The organism is Allohoeflea poritis, from assembly GCF_027889715.1.
In the GTDB taxonomy this organism is placed as follows: domain Bacteria; phylum Pseudomonadota; class Alphaproteobacteria; order Rhizobiales; family Rhizobiaceae; genus Hoeflea_A; species Hoeflea_A poritis.
Window position 1 is genome coordinate 165,694 of record NZ_JAPJZH010000010.1, and the last position, 15,559, is coordinate 181,252.

17 protein-coding genes are annotated in these 15,559 nt (G+C 59.0%); 6 read left to right on the forward strand and 11 right to left on the reverse strand.

Going from position 1 to position 15,559, the window contains the following annotated elements; genetic code table 11:
• The first annotated feature begins 66 nt into the window (after positions 1 to 66).
• The 3 genes from OOZ53_RS16780 (at position 67) to OOZ53_RS16790 (ending at position 1,792) form a co-directional block, all read left to right on the forward strand.
• A complete protein-coding gene (locus tag OOZ53_RS16780; protein WP_271090819.1) occupies positions 67 to 570 on the forward strand; it encodes a hypothetical protein in 504 nt (167 codons plus the stop codon).
• Positions 571 to 688: 118 nt separating this feature from the next.
• Entirely contained in the window at positions 689 to 1,192 is a 504-nt protein-coding gene (locus OOZ53_RS16785; protein WP_271090820.1) for a hypothetical protein, read from the forward strand.
• An 84-nt stretch (positions 1,193 to 1,276) separates the two neighbouring features.
• Positions 1,277 to 1,792 carry a carboxymuconolactone decarboxylase family protein gene (locus tag OOZ53_RS16790; protein ID WP_271090821.1) on the forward strand — a complete coding sequence of 172 codons (516 nt, stop codon included), beginning with the start codon at positions 1,277 to 1,279 and terminating at the stop codon, positions 1,790 to 1,792.
• Between the two features lie 4 nt (positions 1,793 to 1,796).
• On the opposite strand, the gene OOZ53_RS16795 is transcribed toward OOZ53_RS16790, so the two are convergent.
• Together OOZ53_RS16795 and OOZ53_RS16800 are read right to left on the reverse strand one after the other, a co-directional pair.
• Positions 1,797 to 2,393: a ferric reductase-like transmembrane domain-containing protein gene (locus OOZ53_RS16795; protein ID WP_271090874.1), complete on the reverse strand. Its 597-nt coding sequence runs from the start codon at positions 2,391 to 2,393 to the stop codon at positions 1,797 to 1,799.
• A 41-nt stretch (positions 2,394 to 2,434) separates the two neighbouring features.
• A complete protein-coding gene (locus OOZ53_RS16800; RefSeq protein ID WP_271090822.1) occupies positions 2,435 to 2,923 on the reverse strand; it encodes a peptidase associated/transthyretin-like domain-containing protein in 489 nt (162 codons plus the stop codon).
• Positions 2,924 to 3,159: 236 nt separating this feature from the next.
• Here OOZ53_RS16800 and OOZ53_RS16805 point away from each other — a divergent pair, with 236 nt between their 5' ends.
• Positions 3,160 to 4,149 carry a 4Fe-4S dicluster domain-containing protein gene (locus OOZ53_RS16805; protein ID WP_271090823.1) on the forward strand — a complete coding sequence of 330 codons (990 nt, stop codon included), beginning with the start codon at positions 3,160 to 3,162 and terminating at the stop codon, positions 4,147 to 4,149.
• A 19-nt stretch (positions 4,150 to 4,168) separates the two neighbouring features.
• Here the strand turns inward: OOZ53_RS16805 and OOZ53_RS16810 are convergent, their stop codons facing one another.
• From OOZ53_RS16810 to OOZ53_RS16840, 7 genes are all read right to left on the reverse strand, one after another.
• On the reverse strand, positions 4,169 to 5,146 hold the full coding sequence (locus OOZ53_RS16810) for a branched-chain amino acid ABC transporter permease (protein ID WP_271090824.1): 978 nt from the start codon (positions 5,144 to 5,146) through the stop codon (positions 4,169 to 4,171).
• Positions 5,143 to 6,036, reverse strand: coding sequence for a branched-chain amino acid ABC transporter permease (locus tag OOZ53_RS16815; RefSeq protein WP_271090825.1), 894 nt, complete (start codon positions 6,034 to 6,036; stop codon positions 5,143 to 5,145). The genes OOZ53_RS16810 and OOZ53_RS16815 overlap by 4 nt, the downstream gene beginning before the upstream one ends.
• On the reverse strand, positions 6,033 to 6,752 hold the full coding sequence (locus OOZ53_RS16820) for an ABC transporter ATP-binding protein (RefSeq protein ID WP_271090826.1): 720 nt from the start codon (positions 6,750 to 6,752) through the stop codon (positions 6,033 to 6,035). Before OOZ53_RS16820 ends, OOZ53_RS16815 begins: the two co-directional genes overlap by 4 nt.
• On the reverse strand, positions 6,749 to 7,522 hold the full coding sequence (locus tag OOZ53_RS16825) for an ABC transporter ATP-binding protein (protein ID WP_271090827.1): 774 nt from the start codon (positions 7,520 to 7,522) through the stop codon (positions 6,749 to 6,751). The genes OOZ53_RS16820 and OOZ53_RS16825 overlap by 4 nt, the downstream gene beginning before the upstream one ends.
• A gap of 20 nt (positions 7,523 to 7,542) precedes the next feature.
• Complete coding sequence (locus OOZ53_RS16830; RefSeq protein WP_271090828.1) at positions 7,543 to 8,745, reverse strand: ABC transporter substrate-binding protein; 1,203 nt, start codon at positions 8,743 to 8,745, stop codon at positions 7,543 to 7,545.
• Between the two features lie 75 nt (positions 8,746 to 8,820).
• Complete coding sequence (locus OOZ53_RS16835) at positions 8,821 to 9,906, reverse strand: cupin domain-containing protein (RefSeq protein WP_271090829.1); 1,086 nt, start codon at positions 9,904 to 9,906, stop codon at positions 8,821 to 8,823.
• Between the two features lie 28 nt (positions 9,907 to 9,934).
• Positions 9,935 to 10,639, reverse strand: coding sequence for a GntR family transcriptional regulator (locus tag OOZ53_RS16840; RefSeq protein WP_271090830.1), 705 nt, complete (start codon positions 10,637 to 10,639; stop codon positions 9,935 to 9,937).
• A gap of 252 nt (positions 10,640 to 10,891) precedes the next feature.
• Between OOZ53_RS16840 and OOZ53_RS16845 the strand changes: the two genes are divergently transcribed.
• Complete coding sequence (locus OOZ53_RS16845; RefSeq protein WP_271090831.1) at positions 10,892 to 12,049, forward strand: aminotransferase class V-fold PLP-dependent enzyme; 1,158 nt, start codon at positions 10,892 to 10,894, stop codon at positions 12,047 to 12,049.
• A 249-nt stretch (positions 12,050 to 12,298) separates the two neighbouring features.
• Positions 12,299 to 13,411 (forward strand): type I restriction enzyme HsdR N-terminal domain-containing protein, encoded by a 1,113-nt coding sequence (locus OOZ53_RS16850; RefSeq protein ID WP_271090832.1) that lies wholly within the window; start codon positions 12,299 to 12,301, stop codon positions 13,409 to 13,411.
• Positions 13,412 to 13,561: 150 nt separating this feature from the next.
• On the opposite strand, the gene OOZ53_RS16855 is transcribed toward OOZ53_RS16850, so the two are convergent.
• Positions 13,562 to 14,263: an MAE_28990/MAE_18760 family HEPN-like nuclease gene (locus OOZ53_RS16855; protein ID WP_271090833.1), complete on the reverse strand. Its 702-nt coding sequence runs from the start codon at positions 14,261 to 14,263 to the stop codon at positions 13,562 to 13,564.
• On the reverse strand, positions 14,263 to 15,351 hold the full coding sequence (locus OOZ53_RS16860) for a DUF262 domain-containing protein (protein ID WP_271090834.1): 1,089 nt from the start codon (positions 15,349 to 15,351) through the stop codon (positions 14,263 to 14,265). The genes OOZ53_RS16855 and OOZ53_RS16860 overlap by 1 nt, the downstream gene beginning before the upstream one ends.
• Positions 15,352 to 15,559 lie beyond the last annotated feature (208 nt).

The following is a 15,559-nucleotide window of genomic DNA, read 5'->3' on the forward strand; positions in this document are numbered from 1 at the left end:
CCACGCGACCAATAAACCATCATACAGCATTGTTTTGTCCGGTAAAAACTTCGGATGGTCGGCGACATGAATAGGCGAATTCGAAAATACGTAACCGCTTCAGCGGTTTTGCTTCTCTTCAATGGCGCTGCATTGGCAGCGGCGGACAAGACGGCGCAATTCGAAGCATGCATTGATGCGGCTTTGGAGGATCTGGTTTCGACCAGAAGCGAGGTCTTTACGAGCCCTCAATACCGTCTGATGTGCAATCCGGGCCGCAAGTTCGACGGATCCATCGCTGCGGACTGCAAGAAGCAGGAACGAACCCGTTCGTACACCTATGACGCCGGACCGGGGTTTCGAATTGACGGGGCGCAGTTTCAGGTTGCCGTTCAAACCGACCGGACAAGTTTCAGCGAAGTCGTCGCGGAAGGACCGCGCGCGAAAATCGACCTGGAGTGTTACAGCGAATGCGGAGACAAGGGGCACATGATCCTGGCCGGTAACCTGACCGGCCGTCTCGTTTATGTGCCGACTATCGAAGACGGCAAGACAATCGCAAGCACCTGCCTGAAGCAGATCCTCGATTGAGTATCGGTCCCGTTCGTTACGCGTGAAACTGGCGGGCGGCGCAGCATCGCCGACAGGATGTGGCTGCCGCGAAAGGCAGATGCAATGAAACCGCTCAACCGGAAAGGTGAGGCCCGGAATGGAATCGGCTGGAACCGTCTCGTTCATCGCCGCGCTGTCGATCTTGGTGGCGACAGGTGCAGGAACTGCAGCGCATGCATCGGACTGCGATGCCATGTCGGACCTCGTCGATTTTGTCGCCGAGGAGACGGGGCGGCACCGGCTTGAATTTTGTCCGCAGGTCTCGGTTACGACAAGCACAGCGCTCCGGGAGATGTTTGCGGAGGCATCGGCACATGGCGAGGTGCCGATGGCCGCGTTCGTGCCAAAGCAGCACCGGATATTGCTGGGCCCTGAAATCGATCTCGCCACGGTGCTCGGGCGCAGCTATCTGGTTCACGAAATTGTCCATGCCGCGCAGGCCGCCGATCCGCATCCGCATGTTCTGTCCTGTGCCGGACTGAATGAAAGCGAGGCCTATTGGGTGCAGGCGAGCTATCTGCACAACCATGGCATGGCCAAGGCCGCGCGGGGTTTCGAGCTTATGAGCGTGATGAGCGCCGCCTGTCCTCAACCATACTGATCCCCGCTTTTTGTCCGGCTGCTTCACCTGTATGCTGCCGGGCGCGGCGGCCGGGCTGATGAAGGCGTCGAGATGGGGATTATCATGTCAAATTTCAGCGGGTTATCCGCAAACAGCGGTCTGAGCGATGTTCTGAGCAGATTTCAGAAAAACACCGCCGCGCTGCTTCAATTGCTCAATTCCATCATGTGTGCTGACGGAGAACTGGCGCGCGGGGAGCGGGAGGCGATCGCCGCCTATGTTTCCGGGCTGAACAATGTTCCGTACTGCATTTTCTACCATACGATGTTCTCGGAGGTTTTTTCGGGCCCGATCGAAGCCACCAACGCGCGGATATCACCGTTGACCGAATATGCCCGCTGCCTGTGCGAAGGAACGCAAAGCGAGTTGAATGATGCCTTCACGGCGGCCCTTGATGCCGGATGGAGCGAACAGGCGGTCTACGAAGTGGTCGAAATCTGCGGTGTGTTCAATTTCGTCAACGGCATTGTCCGGGCGGCTGATTTGGCGAAACCAGCGGCTGCGCCGGACCCCCGGCCAACCGCGGAAGGGCTGAAGGATTCATATCTGGCCATGGCTGGAAATATCGAGCGCGGCTAAATCCTCACCGCTTCATGTCCCGGCGCGCTGCGGCCGACCACACTTTCAGATCGACGATCACCTTCACCGTCGCCCCGACGACAAGCGCGCACAGCGCCACCTTGGACACTGTTTCCATCGTGCCCTCGATCAGCAGGGCGTGGACGACGCTGCCGACCACGACGATGAGTGCGAGCGACGTGTGTACGCGGCGCCAGATACGCGGCCGCCAGGAAAGGCGCGTGCGCAGCGCGGCGACCAGCGCCGCCGCGAAGAGCGCCCACATGGCGATCGCGCCCCACACGGAAAATGGCGTTGGCGATCGGAAAAGCAGGACATCGATCACATCCGGAGGGCTGGTGACCCACAACGCCGCAACATGGATGACCACAGCAGAGACCAGCGCGCCGCCGACAAACCGGTGCAGGCGCCTTGCCCGATAGGCCGAAAGCCCGGGCAGGAGGCCGCCGGCGGCCAGGGGCTGCAGGAGCAGCATCGCCATGGCGATGACGCCGGCAAATCCTGCGGCGATATAAACCGGGCTGCGCCATGCGAGCAGGGGGCTTGCCGCCGCGGCGGCAATGGGCACGGCAATGACTGCGACAAGCACGGCCCAGATCATGATGCTGCGGATATTGCTGTCGGCTTTCGAACTCAATGCGGTCAGACCGGCTGAAGGACGAAATGTGCCTCCAGGCTTTTGTCTTTCGAGCTTCCCATGATGGGACGCAGGAAGACGGTCTCGAACTCGCCGCTGTCATAGGCGAGGTGGCCGTGCGGCTGGCCGAAGGCGGGCACGATCTGCGGCATCTCCAGACGGAACACGCCATTGGCGTCGGTGAGCGTCGCCCCGTGGCTGTGCCAGTCCCGCTCGTGGCCTTCGGTCGTATGCGCCCAGATCTGGATCCGCTGGCCGGCAAGCGGCGCACCGTCACCGGCGCGGCGCACCGTACCGCTCATCCAGAAGCCACCGCCGCCGATCCGCTCGACGATCGGCGCGTCCGGCCTGTAATTGTTGGACCCGCCCCGCATCGAGCGCGTCGGCGCGAGACCCGCGGCACGGGCCGGAACAACGAGCCCGGACAAACCGGCGGCTGCCACGGCGCCGCCGGTGGCAAGAAGGGTTCGGCGGGTGATGCGATCAGTCGTCATGGAAGTGTCTCCTGCCAGGCGCCCCCCGCCTGCCAAATGGGTTCCGACATGTTCAGTGCGGAATTATAGCGCGATTGCGGCAATTTCCGAGGCCGGGCAGGGGCGGTGCGCGAAAAACAGCGCTCACTGTTTCGTGAAGGAAGGGCCGGAAAGAGCCGGCAATGGCAAATCTCTTGCCCACAGGAGTGAAATTCCCCCGCCTTGCCATGCCGTATTCGGTATTTTAAGCTTGAAGTATGGCCAGGCCCAATCCGTACAGACCGTTCACGCCCGACCCCGAGTTCGTGGCACTTTTGCCGGAAAAGAAGGGCTGTGCGACGATCGGCCTGGGGGAGACGGAAGTACGTCCTCCGACCATGGTCTGGTGGGCGCCGGATATGGATGCGGTCGATTTCGGTGACGCGCAGAAATGGTTTTATCAGCACGAGCCGCCAGATCCGGTCCTGATGGAGAAACGGGCCGAGCGGCGCGCCATACTCAACGCGCCCTTGCCGGAGCTCGCGCTGACCCCGGCCCAGAGGACGCCGCGGGAATGGACGGATGCGCTGAACCGGTTCGTCGCCGACGGTCTCTGCGAGATGGTCGGCGCGACGGCGATGAGGCCCGAATGGGTGTTCGATCACCAGGAAACGGAGTTTGGAACCGTTGTCATGCTGGGCGTTCAGCATGACTATGACGAATTGAAACATGTGCCGGAAACCCGTGGCGGCATCGAGGTGACACGGCAATATTGCCGGGCAGCGGCGGCCGCGAAGGCCGTTGCAGGATGGCTGCGTGAAGAGGGCTGGGATGCGGCCCCGGTGACCGGTCCGATGGTTGGTGAGATATTGATGATCCCGCCGGCGCTCGAATGCGGCTTCGGTGAGCTCGGAAAGCACGGCTCGCTGATCAACCGGGAATTCGGCTCTGCGTTCCGGCTGGGCGCCGTGTTGACGGATGCGCCTTTCGCGCACACGCCCAAACGGACATTCGGTGTCGACGATTTCTGCACGCGATGCCGGGTCTGCGAGGATGCCTGTCCGCCCTTTGCGATCGGGCCGGAGAAACAGATGGTTCGCGGCGTCGAGAAGTGGTTTGTCGATTTCGACAAATGCATCCCGTTCTTTGCCGAGACATCCGGCTGCGCCATCTGCATTGCGGTCTGTCCGTGGTCGCGTCCGGGCGTCGGAATGAACCTTGCCGAGAAGCTGGCAAGGCGAAGCGATCGGGAACAGGCTGACGAATAGCTGATCCGGCCGCCGCCGGCTATTTCTCCGGTGCCGGCCTCTCCGCCTCATCCTCGAAGTGCAGCGGCGGCGATTTCTCCGGCAGGATCCCGGCGCGGAATTTCTGCAGCACATATTGCAGGAGCAGGCCGACCAGCAGCATGCGGATGAAGGACGACCGCGTGGCCCATTCGGGCGGCAGGCGGTTGGTGAAGATTTCCGTCACGGACCACAGCGCCCAGATGCCGAGCGCGCCGACAATGGCGCCGCGGTTGTTGCCGGAGCCGCCGGCCATCAGCATGACCCAGACGAGGAAGGTCACCAGCAGCGGGTCGGTGGCGGAGGGCGACAGGAAGCGGAAATAATGTGCCGACAGGGCGCCGGCGACGCCCATGAATGCGCAGCCGATGACAAATGTCTGCGTGCGGAACCGCTCGACATTCTTGCCCGCCGCGGCGGCGGACGCCTCGTTGTCGCGGATGGCGCGCAGGCTGCGTCCCCACGGGCTGTTGTAGAGCCGGGTCGCCACTAGATAGACGATGAGCACGATCAGCCACACATAGGCCAGGAACACGAGGTCGGCCGGGCGGCCCGCAGTGTATTCACCGAAGGGGCGGGGAATGCCCGAAATGCCGAGACTGCCGTTGGTCAGCCAGCTTTCGTTGACGATGACGAGGCGCAGGATCTCTGCAATGCCGATGGAGGCCATCGCCAGATAGTCGCTTTTCAGGCGCACGCATATGCGTGCGACGGCCCAACCCGTCACCCCGGCAATGATCGCGGCGCCGATCAGCCCGGCAAAAATGGGCAACTCGAACCCGCCCAGATGCTTGGCCGTTTCGGGCGTGGTCAGGATCGCCGACGTATAGGCGCCGATGGCAAAAAAGCCGACGATGCCGGCGTTGAACAGGCCGCCCATGCCCCACTGGATGTTGAGCGCCAGGCACAAGAGCGCATAGATGCCGCCGGCGATCAGCACGCTGACAAGATAGAAGAAAAGGCCGGACAGCTCGGTCACAGCAGCCTCCCCTTGAACAGGCCCTGCGGCCGCACGATCAGCAGGACGATCATGATGACGAAGGCGACGGCGGTTTTGTAGGAAGGCGAAATCAGTGCCTGGTCGCCGATCCAGGGATAGGAGGACAGCTCCTCGGCAAGGCCGATGATGAAGCCGCCCGCCATCGCGCCCATCGGCTTGCCGATGCCGCCCAGAATGGCCGCCGCGAACATCGGCAGCAACAGGTTCCAGCCGAGATTGGGATGGGCGCTCGTATCCATGCCGGCGAAGAGGCCCGCCACTGCCGCAAGCGCCGCGCCGATGATCCAGGTCCAGCGCACGACCTTTTCCGTGTCGAGGCCGGCCACCTGCGCAAGCTCGGGATCGTCGGAAACCGCGCGCATCGACCGGCCGGTCTTTGTTCGCGACAGGAAAAAATGCAGGCAAAGCGCGATGACCGCGGTTGCGACAATCGCCTGGACATGCAGCGCCGACACGCGGATCGCATCGAAAAAGATCAGCGGCGGGCGCACGCCGCCGGAGCCGTACACCTGGTTCTGCGATCCCCATACCAGTTGCACCAGCGAGCGGAAGATCAGCGCAACGCCGAAGGACGATATGACGGTGTAGATGGTCGGAAGCTGGCGCAGCGGCTGGTAGAAGATCTTGTCGACCAGAAGCGCCGCGACAATCGCCAGGACGATGCCGAAGGGCAGCAGCAGTACCGAGTTGAAAGGCAGGACCGCGGCGGCGGCGAGAACGCCATAGGCGCCGAGCGTCATCAGGTCGCCATGGGCAAAATGGGCAAAGCGCAGGATGCCGAAGATCATCGAGATGCCGACGGCTCCAAGGGCGTAGACCGAGCCGATGGCGAGAGCCGGGAACAGGTAGAAATTGATGAAATCGATCATGCGGCCGCGCCTCCGAGGAACGACCGGCGGACGTTCTCGTCCGCCAGCAGCGCCTTGCCGGTTCCCGAGGCGAAGTTGCGCCCGTTCACCAGCACATGGCCGTGATCGGCGATCTGCAGCGCCTGGCGCGCATTCTGCTCGACCAGCAAAATGGTCACGCCGGTCTTGCGGATATCGAGAAGCAGGTCGAAGATCCGTTCCAGATAGGCGGGCGACAGGCCAGCGGTCGGCTCATCCAGCAGCATCAGCTTCGGCTCGCACATGAGGGCGCGTCCGAGCGCCACCATCTGGCGCTGACCGCCGGAAAGCTCACCGGCCGGCTGTTTCAGCTTGGCGCGCAGGTCCGGAAAGAGTTCGAGCACGTTTTCGCGTGTCGCCGCCGGATCGGCCGGCGGTGCGGCATAGGTGCCGACATCGAGATTCTCGTCGACGCTCAGATGCGGAAAGATGTTCCGGCTCTGCGGAACGGCCGATATGCCGATCGTCACCAGGGTCGATGTCTTGCGGCCGACGAGGCTCGTGCCGTGGAAATCAATCGCTCCGCCGGTGACGCTGGTCAGCGCGAAGATTGTCTTCAGCACCGTCGATTTGCCAGCCCCGTTGGGGCCGAGGATGACCGCGATCTCGTTTTCTTCCACGTCGAAGGAAACATCCTCGATAATGGGCGGTCCGCCATAGCCCGCCGAAAGGCCGCGCACGGAAAGCAGGGCGCTCATAGATGCGCCTCGTATTTGCCGCCGCCGAAATAGGCTTCGATGACCCGCTCGTCGTTGCGCACCGCGTCGACAGTGCCCTCGGTCAGCAGTTCGCCCTGCGCCATGACCAGGACGTGGCTGCACAGCCGCGAAACATAGTCCAGATCGTGTTCGATCAGGCAGAAGGTCAGACCCTTCTCCTCGTTCAGCGCGCTGATCTTGTCGGCAAGCTTGGATAAGAGCGTGCGGTTGATGCCCGCGCCGATCTCGTCGAGCAGGATGATCTTCGGATCGCGCATCAGCGCGCGCCCGAGTTCGACCAGTTTCTTCTGGCCGCCGGAAAGGTTCCCGGCCTTTTCGTCGCGCACGTGATCGAGTTCAAGGAACCGGATCGTCTCGCGCGCATGGTCGTAGATGGCGCGTTCCTCCGCGCCGAAACTCCTGCGCCGGAAGACCACGTTGAAGACGTTCTCGCCCTCGGGCGCCGATGCCGCCGCCATCAGGTTCTCCAGCACCGTCAGCCGGTAGAATTCATGCGGGATCTGGAAGGTCCGCGCCAGCCCGCGCTGCGCGCGCTGATAGGGTTTCAGGCCGGTGATGTCCTCGCCGTCGAACAGGACCCGCCCGGCAGTCGGCCGGACGGCGCCCGCAATGACGTTGAAGGCCGTGGTCTTGCCGGCCCCGTTGGGGCCGATAAGACCGGTGATCGCGCCTGCGCCGACGTCGAAGCTGACATGGTCGATGGCACGCAGGCCGCCGAAGTCGACGCAGATTCCCTCAAGACGGATCATCTCAAAGCAGACGCGGCTGCTTACTCGAAGATCGCGATCTGCTTGTATCCGTCACCGTCGACGACGAATTTGCCGATCAGCCCGCTGACATCGCCATTGGCGTCGAAATTGTAGCTTCCGCCGGCGCCGTCATAATCGATGTCCTTGCCTTCCTTGAGCAGTGCCTTGGCCTTGGCCCATTCGCCGGGGCCGACTTTTTCGCCGGGCGAGGAAGCGACGTCGCGCAGCGCCGCGGCCATGGCGCCACGATCGGCCGAACCTGCCTTCTCGATGGCGAGCAGGGTCAGGAAGGTCGCGTCATAGGTCTGGTCGACGAAGGCTTTGTCCGCGCCCTCGCCATATTCGGCGTTGAAGGCGTCATGCAGCGTCTTCTGGGCCGGATTGTCGGCGGGCGAGGTGGGCGATGAGAAGAAGGACGTCTTCAGCGCCTCGGCGCCCACATCCTTGATCAGCAATTCGTCGCGCAGGCCGTCCGTGCCGACGAAATTCGAGAACAGGCCGCCCTCGATCGACTGCTTGACGATCTTGCCGCCGGAATCGCCCGCATAGGCGATGACCACAAGATGGTCCGCGCCGCCCTTGGCAAGGGTCGCGAGTTCCGAACGGTAGGAGTTCTTCTTCTCCTCGTGCTTGACCTCGGCGACGATCTCGCCGCCTGCCGCGCGATAGGCGTCCATGAAGGTCTGGCCGATGCCGACGCCGTAGTCATTGTTCACATAGGTGACGGCGACCTTCTCGATGCCCTGGTCGAGAACCATCTGGGCAAGCACCTGGCCCTGGAAATTGTCGGACGGAACGATGCGGTAGACGAGATCGTTATCCTTCATGTCGGTCATGGCCGGCGAGGTGGCCGTCGGCGAGATCTGGACGATGCCGGACGGGATGAACACCGCCTCGGCGGCGGCGATGGTCGTGCCGGACATCAGCGCGCCCATGACGATGGGCACGTTCTCGACATTGGCGAGTTTCTGCGCGGCGTCGACCGCGCCCTGAGCCGAGCCCGTCGTGTCGCCATAAATGGCAACCGCCTTGCCGTCCAGCAGGCCGCCCTGGTCGTTGACCTGCTTGACCGCCAGATTGGCGGCGTTCTGAAGCGGCGGGATGAAGCTTGCGATCGGACCGGTGATGTCCATAAGCACGCCGACCTTGGTGTCGTCGGCCTGCGCCAGCGCGGTGCTGCCCAAGAGCGCCGCTGCCGCAATCAATGTCATGCACTTTTTCATGGAAATTTCTCCCCTGGTTGATTTGCGTTTTTGTTTGGTCTTGCCCTGCTTGTGTTTTGCCGCACCCGGATGCCTTCAAAGGATTGTCGTGTCGAATGTGCCCGGCAGGCTGACTTCCAGCAACTCGAGATCCGGCGTCGGATCGGCGAAACGTGTCGCCATATCCGGCGGAATGACGAATGCATCGCCGGCCGTCAGCCTGTATGGATCCTTGCCTTCGCCCTCCAGCGTCATTTCCCCCGACATCACGAAATTGAAGACTATATCGCAATTATGTTTCGTCCAAGGTGACGTTTGGCCGGCAATAGGTCTTGAGACCATCACCGAGGCGACGCCCTTGGTGTTTTCATTGATCGTCGTGTCGCGCGCCTCGAAGCCCGGCACGCGGAAAGGCTTGAAGACGCCGTCCCTGGCGAGGTTGTGAACGAAACGCTGGCCGTCCCATTCACGCTCCGGCCGCTCGACCGGCGTCGGCAACTCCATGTCGTGATCGATCTCGGTGATGTGCTCGGCCGGCACGCCGATCTCGATCACCTCGATGCCCTCGGCGGCATGCATGACCCGGTGGCGGATGCGTGGCGGCTGGATGAAGCAGTCGCCGGCATGCAGGCGGCGCATGCCGCCCTGGTCCTCATAGAGCACGTCGACCCAGCCGCGGATGCAGAAGATCAGTTGAAAGCCGACCTTGTGGAAATGCACCATGTCGGGCACCGGCCCGTCGGGAACGCGGATATGCGAGGCGATGATCGCGCCGCCGAGCCGGGTCGGCACAAGGTCGCGATAGGCCATGCCGGCGCGCCCGACGATCCACGGCGCCTGGTCGGCCAGCCGGCGCACGACGAAAGCGTGCTCGGTCGGCGGCAGGACGAGGGGCGGGTTCAGTTCGTCGATCTCGATGCGCGTGCCGTTCGGTGCGGTGAGTTCGCGCTTGCCGTCCGCGAAGCCATCAGGGTCGTCGGTGAGGATGCGCAGCGTTCCGGGCGCTTCGGGCGCGCCCTTTTCGATGCGCACACGCAGGCCATGACCGGACAGGACGGCGATTTCCGGATTGTCGGCCGGGTAGATCATGTCGAGCCGCATGCCGAGGACCTTGGTGTAGAACGGCAGGTCCTCACTCAGATTGCCCGTCGGCAACCGTATTTCGGCGCGTGTCTCGCTCATCGTGCCTCCCGTTGGCCCCGTTTCCTGTTCATGCGGATTTCGCCGGCTGCTGCGGCTGCGACCGCTCGGCGCTGACCGCTTTCAGATAGGCCGTCTCGCCCTTGTGGATGAAGCTCAGGATCGTGTCGGCCGCCGCCACCGCGTCGCGCCGTGCGAAGGCGGTGTAAAGATTGGTGTTGCCGTCGACGATCAGCGGATGGTTGACGCGGTCGTCGAAGGTCATCATCCGCACCACCTGGATCGGCGTCATGTAGCGCTGGATGACCTTGCGCAGCGAATGGTTGGGAATGACCGCGATCCAGCCATTGCGGAAACGCTCGCTCGCCTTGAACATCAGCTCCGAATTGCCCGACTGCATGGCCTTGCGCGCGGCAATGACGGTCTCTTCGAGTTCGGCCAACTGGCCGCTGTCGATCGTCTGCGCCACCAGCGAGACGGCGCGCGGCTCGACCAGCCGCCGCAGGTCGAAGATCTCCAGGATTTCGGTGTGGGTCACGCGCGGCAGGACAAAACCGCGCGTCGTCGCCTCCAGATAGCCGCCATGGGAAAGCCGCATGAGCGCATCGCGCGCCGGCATGCGCGAGACGCCGAACTCGGCGGCGACGGAGGTGTCGACCAGCCGGTCCTCCGGCCCGATCTCGCCGCGCTGCAGGCGGCCCATCAGCACATCGTGAATGATTTGCGCCTGGCTTTGCTGACCCCTGGCGCGGCCGGGTTCGAGCAGCGCGCTCATGGCCGGTCCACGCGAGGATGAGGGAAGAGGGCGCGCTGAATATCGTATACGAAAAAGCAGCATTTCCCGACGACCGGCCTGCCGAGAGCGTTTCTTTTTCGCATATGCGAAATCCTTTAAGCTTGAAGCACTTTAAAATCTGTATACGATACGCCCGCAAACGCGTCAACTGAGATCGCGGCCGCGCGCAGCGGAAAACAGGGGCCGCCGGCACGTTCGAGGCGTCGGTTCCGAAAGCCTGAAAGAGTGCCCATGTCCAACCCCTCCATGTCCGCAAACGACGGATATTTCCTCTACCATTCGATCGGCCAGTATCCTGACAAGGAAGCCGAGCTGGCGGCGGCCATGGCGGATTTCGCCAGGGTCTGGGGCGCGGCGAACGACCGGCAATGGGACTATCTGCTCGGCCAGCGCGCCCTGTTCCTGGAGCTGTGGGGCGACATCATCGGCGCCGCCAGGGGAACCGTGACGACCTGCGAGAATGTCACGCAGGGCCTGCACATGCTGATGACGGCCCTGCCGAAGGATCTTCTGCGCGGCAAGCGCGTTCTCGTCGCCGAGGATTGTTTCCCCTCCAACCATTTCCTGCTCACCGGCCTGCAGGAGCGGCTGGGCTTCACGCTGGACACGGTGGAAAAGCGCCAGGGCGCGTCCTGGGTCGCCGACGAAGACATGATCGACCGCTGGGACCGCGACGTCGCGCTGGCGCTGGTGACATGGGTCAGCTCCACCTCGTCGCGCCGCGCGGATGTGGAGGCACTGACGGCCCATGCCCGCGCCATGGGCAGCCTTGTCGGCGTCGACATCACCCAGGCGGCGGGCCTGTTGCCCTATTCGGTGGACGCGCCGGTGGTCGATTTCGCCGTCTCGACGAGCCTGAAATGGATGTGCGGCACGCCGGGCGCAGGCATCCTTTACGTGCATCCGGGCCTTGTCAGTGAATGCCGGCCGGAGCTGCGCGGCTGGTTCAGCCAGGAAAACCCGTTCAACTGGGCCCTCGACCGGTTCGAGCTTGCGCCCGACATCAGGCGTTTCGACAACGGCACCCCGGCCATCGTCTCCGCCGCCGCCACCGTGCCGGCGCTGCGCTGGCATGCGCAGATCGACAGGGACGCCGTGCTCGCCGCCAACCGCGAACTGACGCAGCGCCTCATCGACGCGGCCGACGATCTCGGCCTACACCTCGTAACCCCGCGCCCCGAGAACGAGCGCGGCGGCAGCGTCATGCTGAAACTGGCCTCGGACGCGGTCGCGGCCCAAACCCTCGAAACCCTGCGCCAGCAAGACATCCACGCCGACACCAGAGGCCCCATCCTGCGCCTCTCGCCGGGGGTGATGACGAGCGCCGAGGCGATGGAGCGGGTGATTGGGGTTTTGGGGAGTGGCGGTCGATTTGAGTCGTATCACTGACGGTGCCTCGCTGAGCGGATACACTCAACTCAGCATTCTGACCAATAGTAACGTCCGATGTATAACGCTTGGCGTCTCTTGCATTTCGTTTTTTTGGTTTTGATATGTCCGCGCTTTAAAATACTAGTGAATACAACCGTTGATAGTCGATAGCTGACCTTGAACCAATGGATAGAATTGGCAATATGGTTTTCCGACGGTGCCAGACTCCGATGTCTGACGTAGTGTCAATTCAGTGCGCGGTTTTCCATGCCGATACTTGATCCCATAGTTCTTAGCGAAGTCAAAAAATTCAACGAAACCGAAGTTCGTTTTCATGTGGTTGATCCGATAATTCGTGCTTTAGGGTACCCTGTCCGCGAGGGCACATTTCTGAGACTCGAAGAGAAGCTTGAGTACCCTTACTATCACATTGGCCATAAATCGAAGAAAGACTTGCCGCTTGGCTTCCCAGACTACCGAGCGGGAGTCAAAGGTCGCCGAGGTTGTTTTGTAATCGAAGCTAAAGCCGGCGGCCACACGTTATCGAAAACTGACGTGGAGCAAGTACATTCATATGCTGCTCACGCCTTGGTCGGTGCGAACTATTTTGTTTTGTGCAATGGTGAATTGTTTCAAATATTTCAAACTCTTTCAGGGTCGAATAGTGCCCCTATTTTGGAGTTGTATGTAAGTGATATTGAGGAGAATTTTTTCAAAATTGAAAATATTTTAAGCCCAGAGAAGTTGGTTGAAAATTGCCATGTGGATCACGATACGAAACTAAAGCTCGCCGATGGACTCGGCTCTGAGGCAAATGTTGTTTCGGGAAAACACGACGCCGCAGCCATGCATTACAGGATAATGGTTGGCGGCAACGATATTACCGAAATCGCTAAATCAATGGTTCCCCAAATATCTGAATTTGATGACCTAATTGAGCAATTAAAGGGTTATCAATACGCAATCGAACGGGGCAGTATCCTAAGAAATTACGAGGGAAGAATTATTGCTGAACTTCAGTTTAGCCCAATTACCAAGAATAATGCAGTAAACATGAAGATGTTGGGAGTTGAGCGAATGGAGTTCATGAGTTCAGATGAATTTCTCTCAACCCGTCCAGAAACTCCGTCTATCTTTGAATCAGAGGCTGGTTTTCAGCTATCGAAGGGGACGCCAATTTTCCCACTTTTCGGTGAGGCGACGCCTATAACTGATGACTTAAGTGTGGATGTATTCGTTTCAGCTCGAATGTATCTAGCCGATAAAACAATAAGAGGATTTTACGCGGCATACGCAATTTATTCTATGGATGTTTCACCCGTCGGTTTGGTCAATTTTGAGCTTGAGGTCATGGGTGAATTCGAAGGTCTTCTTATCTGATCTCTGTACTAGTATGTAATCTTGTCGATGAATTTCTGAATTCTGAGAATGCCACTAGCTGCTCAGATAATATTTGGCGACCTTTTATAAGTGCTGGCTTGGGAAGTGACCCAGATTGCACATAAAGCCTCTACACTTGACTCTCGCTACTCATCTAATTGAGCACAAATTCCGCCTGCACCATGTGCCAAATATCGCATCAGTTGTGCGGCAAAACAATTTTGCTGTAGTCATCATTTCCCTGACCTCGTTTGGCGTTTTGGTGGCCGACGGATCACCGTGCGCTATAGAATTTCTGGTTTCGATTATTCCATTCAAATTTGTCAGCGTTGTTTGTGCATCTCGTCCAAGTGTTCGAAAAAAATCTTTACGAAATCCTGTATACCCGAACCTCCCGAAATAGGCCTTTACTTTGTCAAAGGTCGGATTGGAAAAGCCTTTGTTGAAGACCATGGACGAAATGGGTGCTGGAAATGGTTTTGTTCGGCCCCAATAAGAACCCTCTTTGTCTATGAAGTTCTGCATATGTTCGGCTATTTGCTCCGCTTGGGATGTATTCCGAATTGGTTCGATAGACTCCTTCGAAACATGATAAAAAAACTGCGGTGCCAAATTGCTTCTACACACGGCTTTCGTGTGAAGCGCATCAAGGGTGTGCTCTCTAAGTTCCTTCACATATGCTTCCACATGGCTTGAAAGAAGTACGACTGCTCCACGGCACAAAGCGCTAATTTCGGCGCCGTGTCGAAATGAATCTTTAGAACGCTGGCGTTCCGCCGCTCTTTTTCGCAGTAAATCTACCTCGTCTAACCGTTCGGCAAAGTCTCGATACGTAGCGGTATATCTCGGCATTATAGTCCGATCTCGGCCATCTTTTGGTTCCAGATATCGAACCGCTTTTCAGTTCTGCTCTTGTGGTCTACTGCCCGACTAATGAGATCCTGAAAATACTCATCGGCAACAATAGTGTTGTAAACCTCCAAAAACTCGGTGCGGCGAGCCAACGCAGTTTTTTCATCTGCGGTTGTTGCTGTCCTCATAACTAGGTCGAATAACGCGCGATTAATCGCCTTCGATTCAGGGCGTCTAAAGCAACGGTTTGGTTCAAACCAATGCAGCGAATTTGACAACGCGATATTCCATTTTTCTCCGAGTGATTGAATTATGTTGTCAGGCAGTTTCCGCCCCATGCGAGCGGTTTCATTAAGCCATGTCTTTAGTGGTGTTTTATAGTTCTTAATATCTTGAATTTGAAAAGAAAAATACCGGAGTATCATTTCCTCATCGGCGAGCCTTTTGTCAGGCGACTTACGCCCGCGTATCTGCAGCCATCGCTCGCCGAACGACAATTCTGCCAATAGGTTATTTAGAGACCCACGAGATACACAGTTTCGGAGTTCTTGTGCGTTAAGCGGTATAGTATTGGTATTTAAGCGTTCAAATACATCGAATTTGATTTCAGGATGCGATTCGTTGGTTATTACAACGCAACGCAACGTGTGAGTTTTAATTTTCCTTTGCTCTTTGCCTGGGAGTTCAAAGAAATGGAGGCCATTATATTCCGTAAGTGCTTCAAGAGCGCTAAGTTTGAACTGATTTTCTAGAAAGCGATACAGCGAATAGATGCGCTGCTGGCCATCAATGACATCTAGCTCACAGTCTTCGTTTTCAGACAAGTAACACGGTGGGATCGGAACATTAAGTAAAACAGATTCAACAAGTTTTGAAGCCAGCCTGTCTGACCAAACATATTGCCTCTGGAACTTTGGCCGATCGCTCAATGGCCTTAAAAAGAGGATATTTGACTTTACTTGTCCGACTATTGAATCAATTCCTAAGTCATACGGCTGAGTGATAACTTTCCGATCTCGAATCGGTGTAGCGTCTGGGTCTCGTTCGTCGCTTGTGTCCAACTCATAGAATGGCTTGTCGGTGTTCATGTATGGCCTCGAAATTTTAGCCTACAGCGTCAAAACAATTTTGGCTTGTTTTCACATATTTATACACAATATAAGTGTGCGTACGTCAGTCAATCTCACTTGGGATTTATTGTCGTTGGCTTCGGATAGGAAGCACATTATTAGCTCCCAGCTTTTCGCGCTCGTTTCACAAGTGTTTGATCTGGTTACTAGGCGTAAAAGGGGTGCG

Excerpts from the sequence above, each read along its gene's own strand:
- OOZ53_RS16780 (WP_271090819.1), top strand. The coding sequence starts at position 67 with ATGAATAGGCGAATTCGAAAATACGTAACCGCTTCAGCGGTTTTGCTT.
- OOZ53_RS16785 (WP_271090820.1), top strand. The coding sequence starts at position 689 with ATGGAATCGGCTGGAACCGTCTCGTTCATCGCCGCGCTGTCGATCTTG.
- OOZ53_RS16790 (WP_271090821.1), top strand. The coding sequence starts at position 1,277 with ATGTCAAATTTCAGCGGGTTATCCGCAAACAGCGGTCTGAGCGATGTT.
- OOZ53_RS16795 (WP_271090874.1), bottom strand. The coding sequence starts at position 2,393 with ATGATCTGGGCCGTGCTTGTCGCAGTCATTGCCGTGCCCATTGCCGCC.
- OOZ53_RS16800 (WP_271090822.1), bottom strand. The coding sequence starts at position 2,923 with ATGACGACTGATCGCATCACCCGCCGAACCCTTCTTGCCACCGGCGGC.
- OOZ53_RS16805 (WP_271090823.1), top strand. The coding sequence starts at position 3,160 with ATGGCCAGGCCCAATCCGTACAGACCGTTCACGCCCGACCCCGAGTTC.
- OOZ53_RS16815 (WP_271090825.1), bottom strand. The coding sequence starts at position 6,036 with ATGATCGATTTCATCAATTTCTACCTGTTCCCGGCTCTCGCCATCGGC.
- OOZ53_RS16820 (WP_271090826.1), bottom strand. The coding sequence starts at position 6,752 with ATGAGCGCCCTGCTTTCCGTGCGCGGCCTTTCGGCGGGCTATGGCGGA.
- OOZ53_RS16825 (WP_271090827.1), bottom strand. The coding sequence starts at position 7,522 with ATGATCCGTCTTGAGGGAATCTGCGTCGACTTCGGCGGCCTGCGTGCC.
- OOZ53_RS16830 (WP_271090828.1), bottom strand. The coding sequence starts at position 8,745 with ATGAAAAAGTGCATGACATTGATTGCGGCAGCGGCGCTCTTGGGCAGC.
- OOZ53_RS16835 (WP_271090829.1), bottom strand. The coding sequence starts at position 9,906 with ATGAGCGAGACACGCGCCGAAATACGGTTGCCGACGGGCAATCTGAGT.
- OOZ53_RS16840 (WP_271090830.1), bottom strand. The coding sequence starts at position 10,639 with ATGAGCGCGCTGCTCGAACCCGGCCGCGCCAGGGGTCAGCAAAGCCAG.
- OOZ53_RS16845 (WP_271090831.1), top strand. The coding sequence starts at position 10,892 with ATGTCCAACCCCTCCATGTCCGCAAACGACGGATATTTCCTCTACCAT.
- OOZ53_RS16850 (WP_271090832.1), top strand. The coding sequence starts at position 12,299 with ATGCCGATACTTGATCCCATAGTTCTTAGCGAAGTCAAAAAATTCAAC.
- OOZ53_RS16855 (WP_271090833.1), bottom strand. The coding sequence starts at position 14,263 with ATGCCGAGATATACCGCTACGTATCGAGACTTTGCCGAACGGTTAGAC.
- OOZ53_RS16860 (WP_271090834.1), bottom strand. The coding sequence starts at position 15,351 with ATGAACACCGACAAGCCATTCTATGAGTTGGACACAAGCGACGAACGA.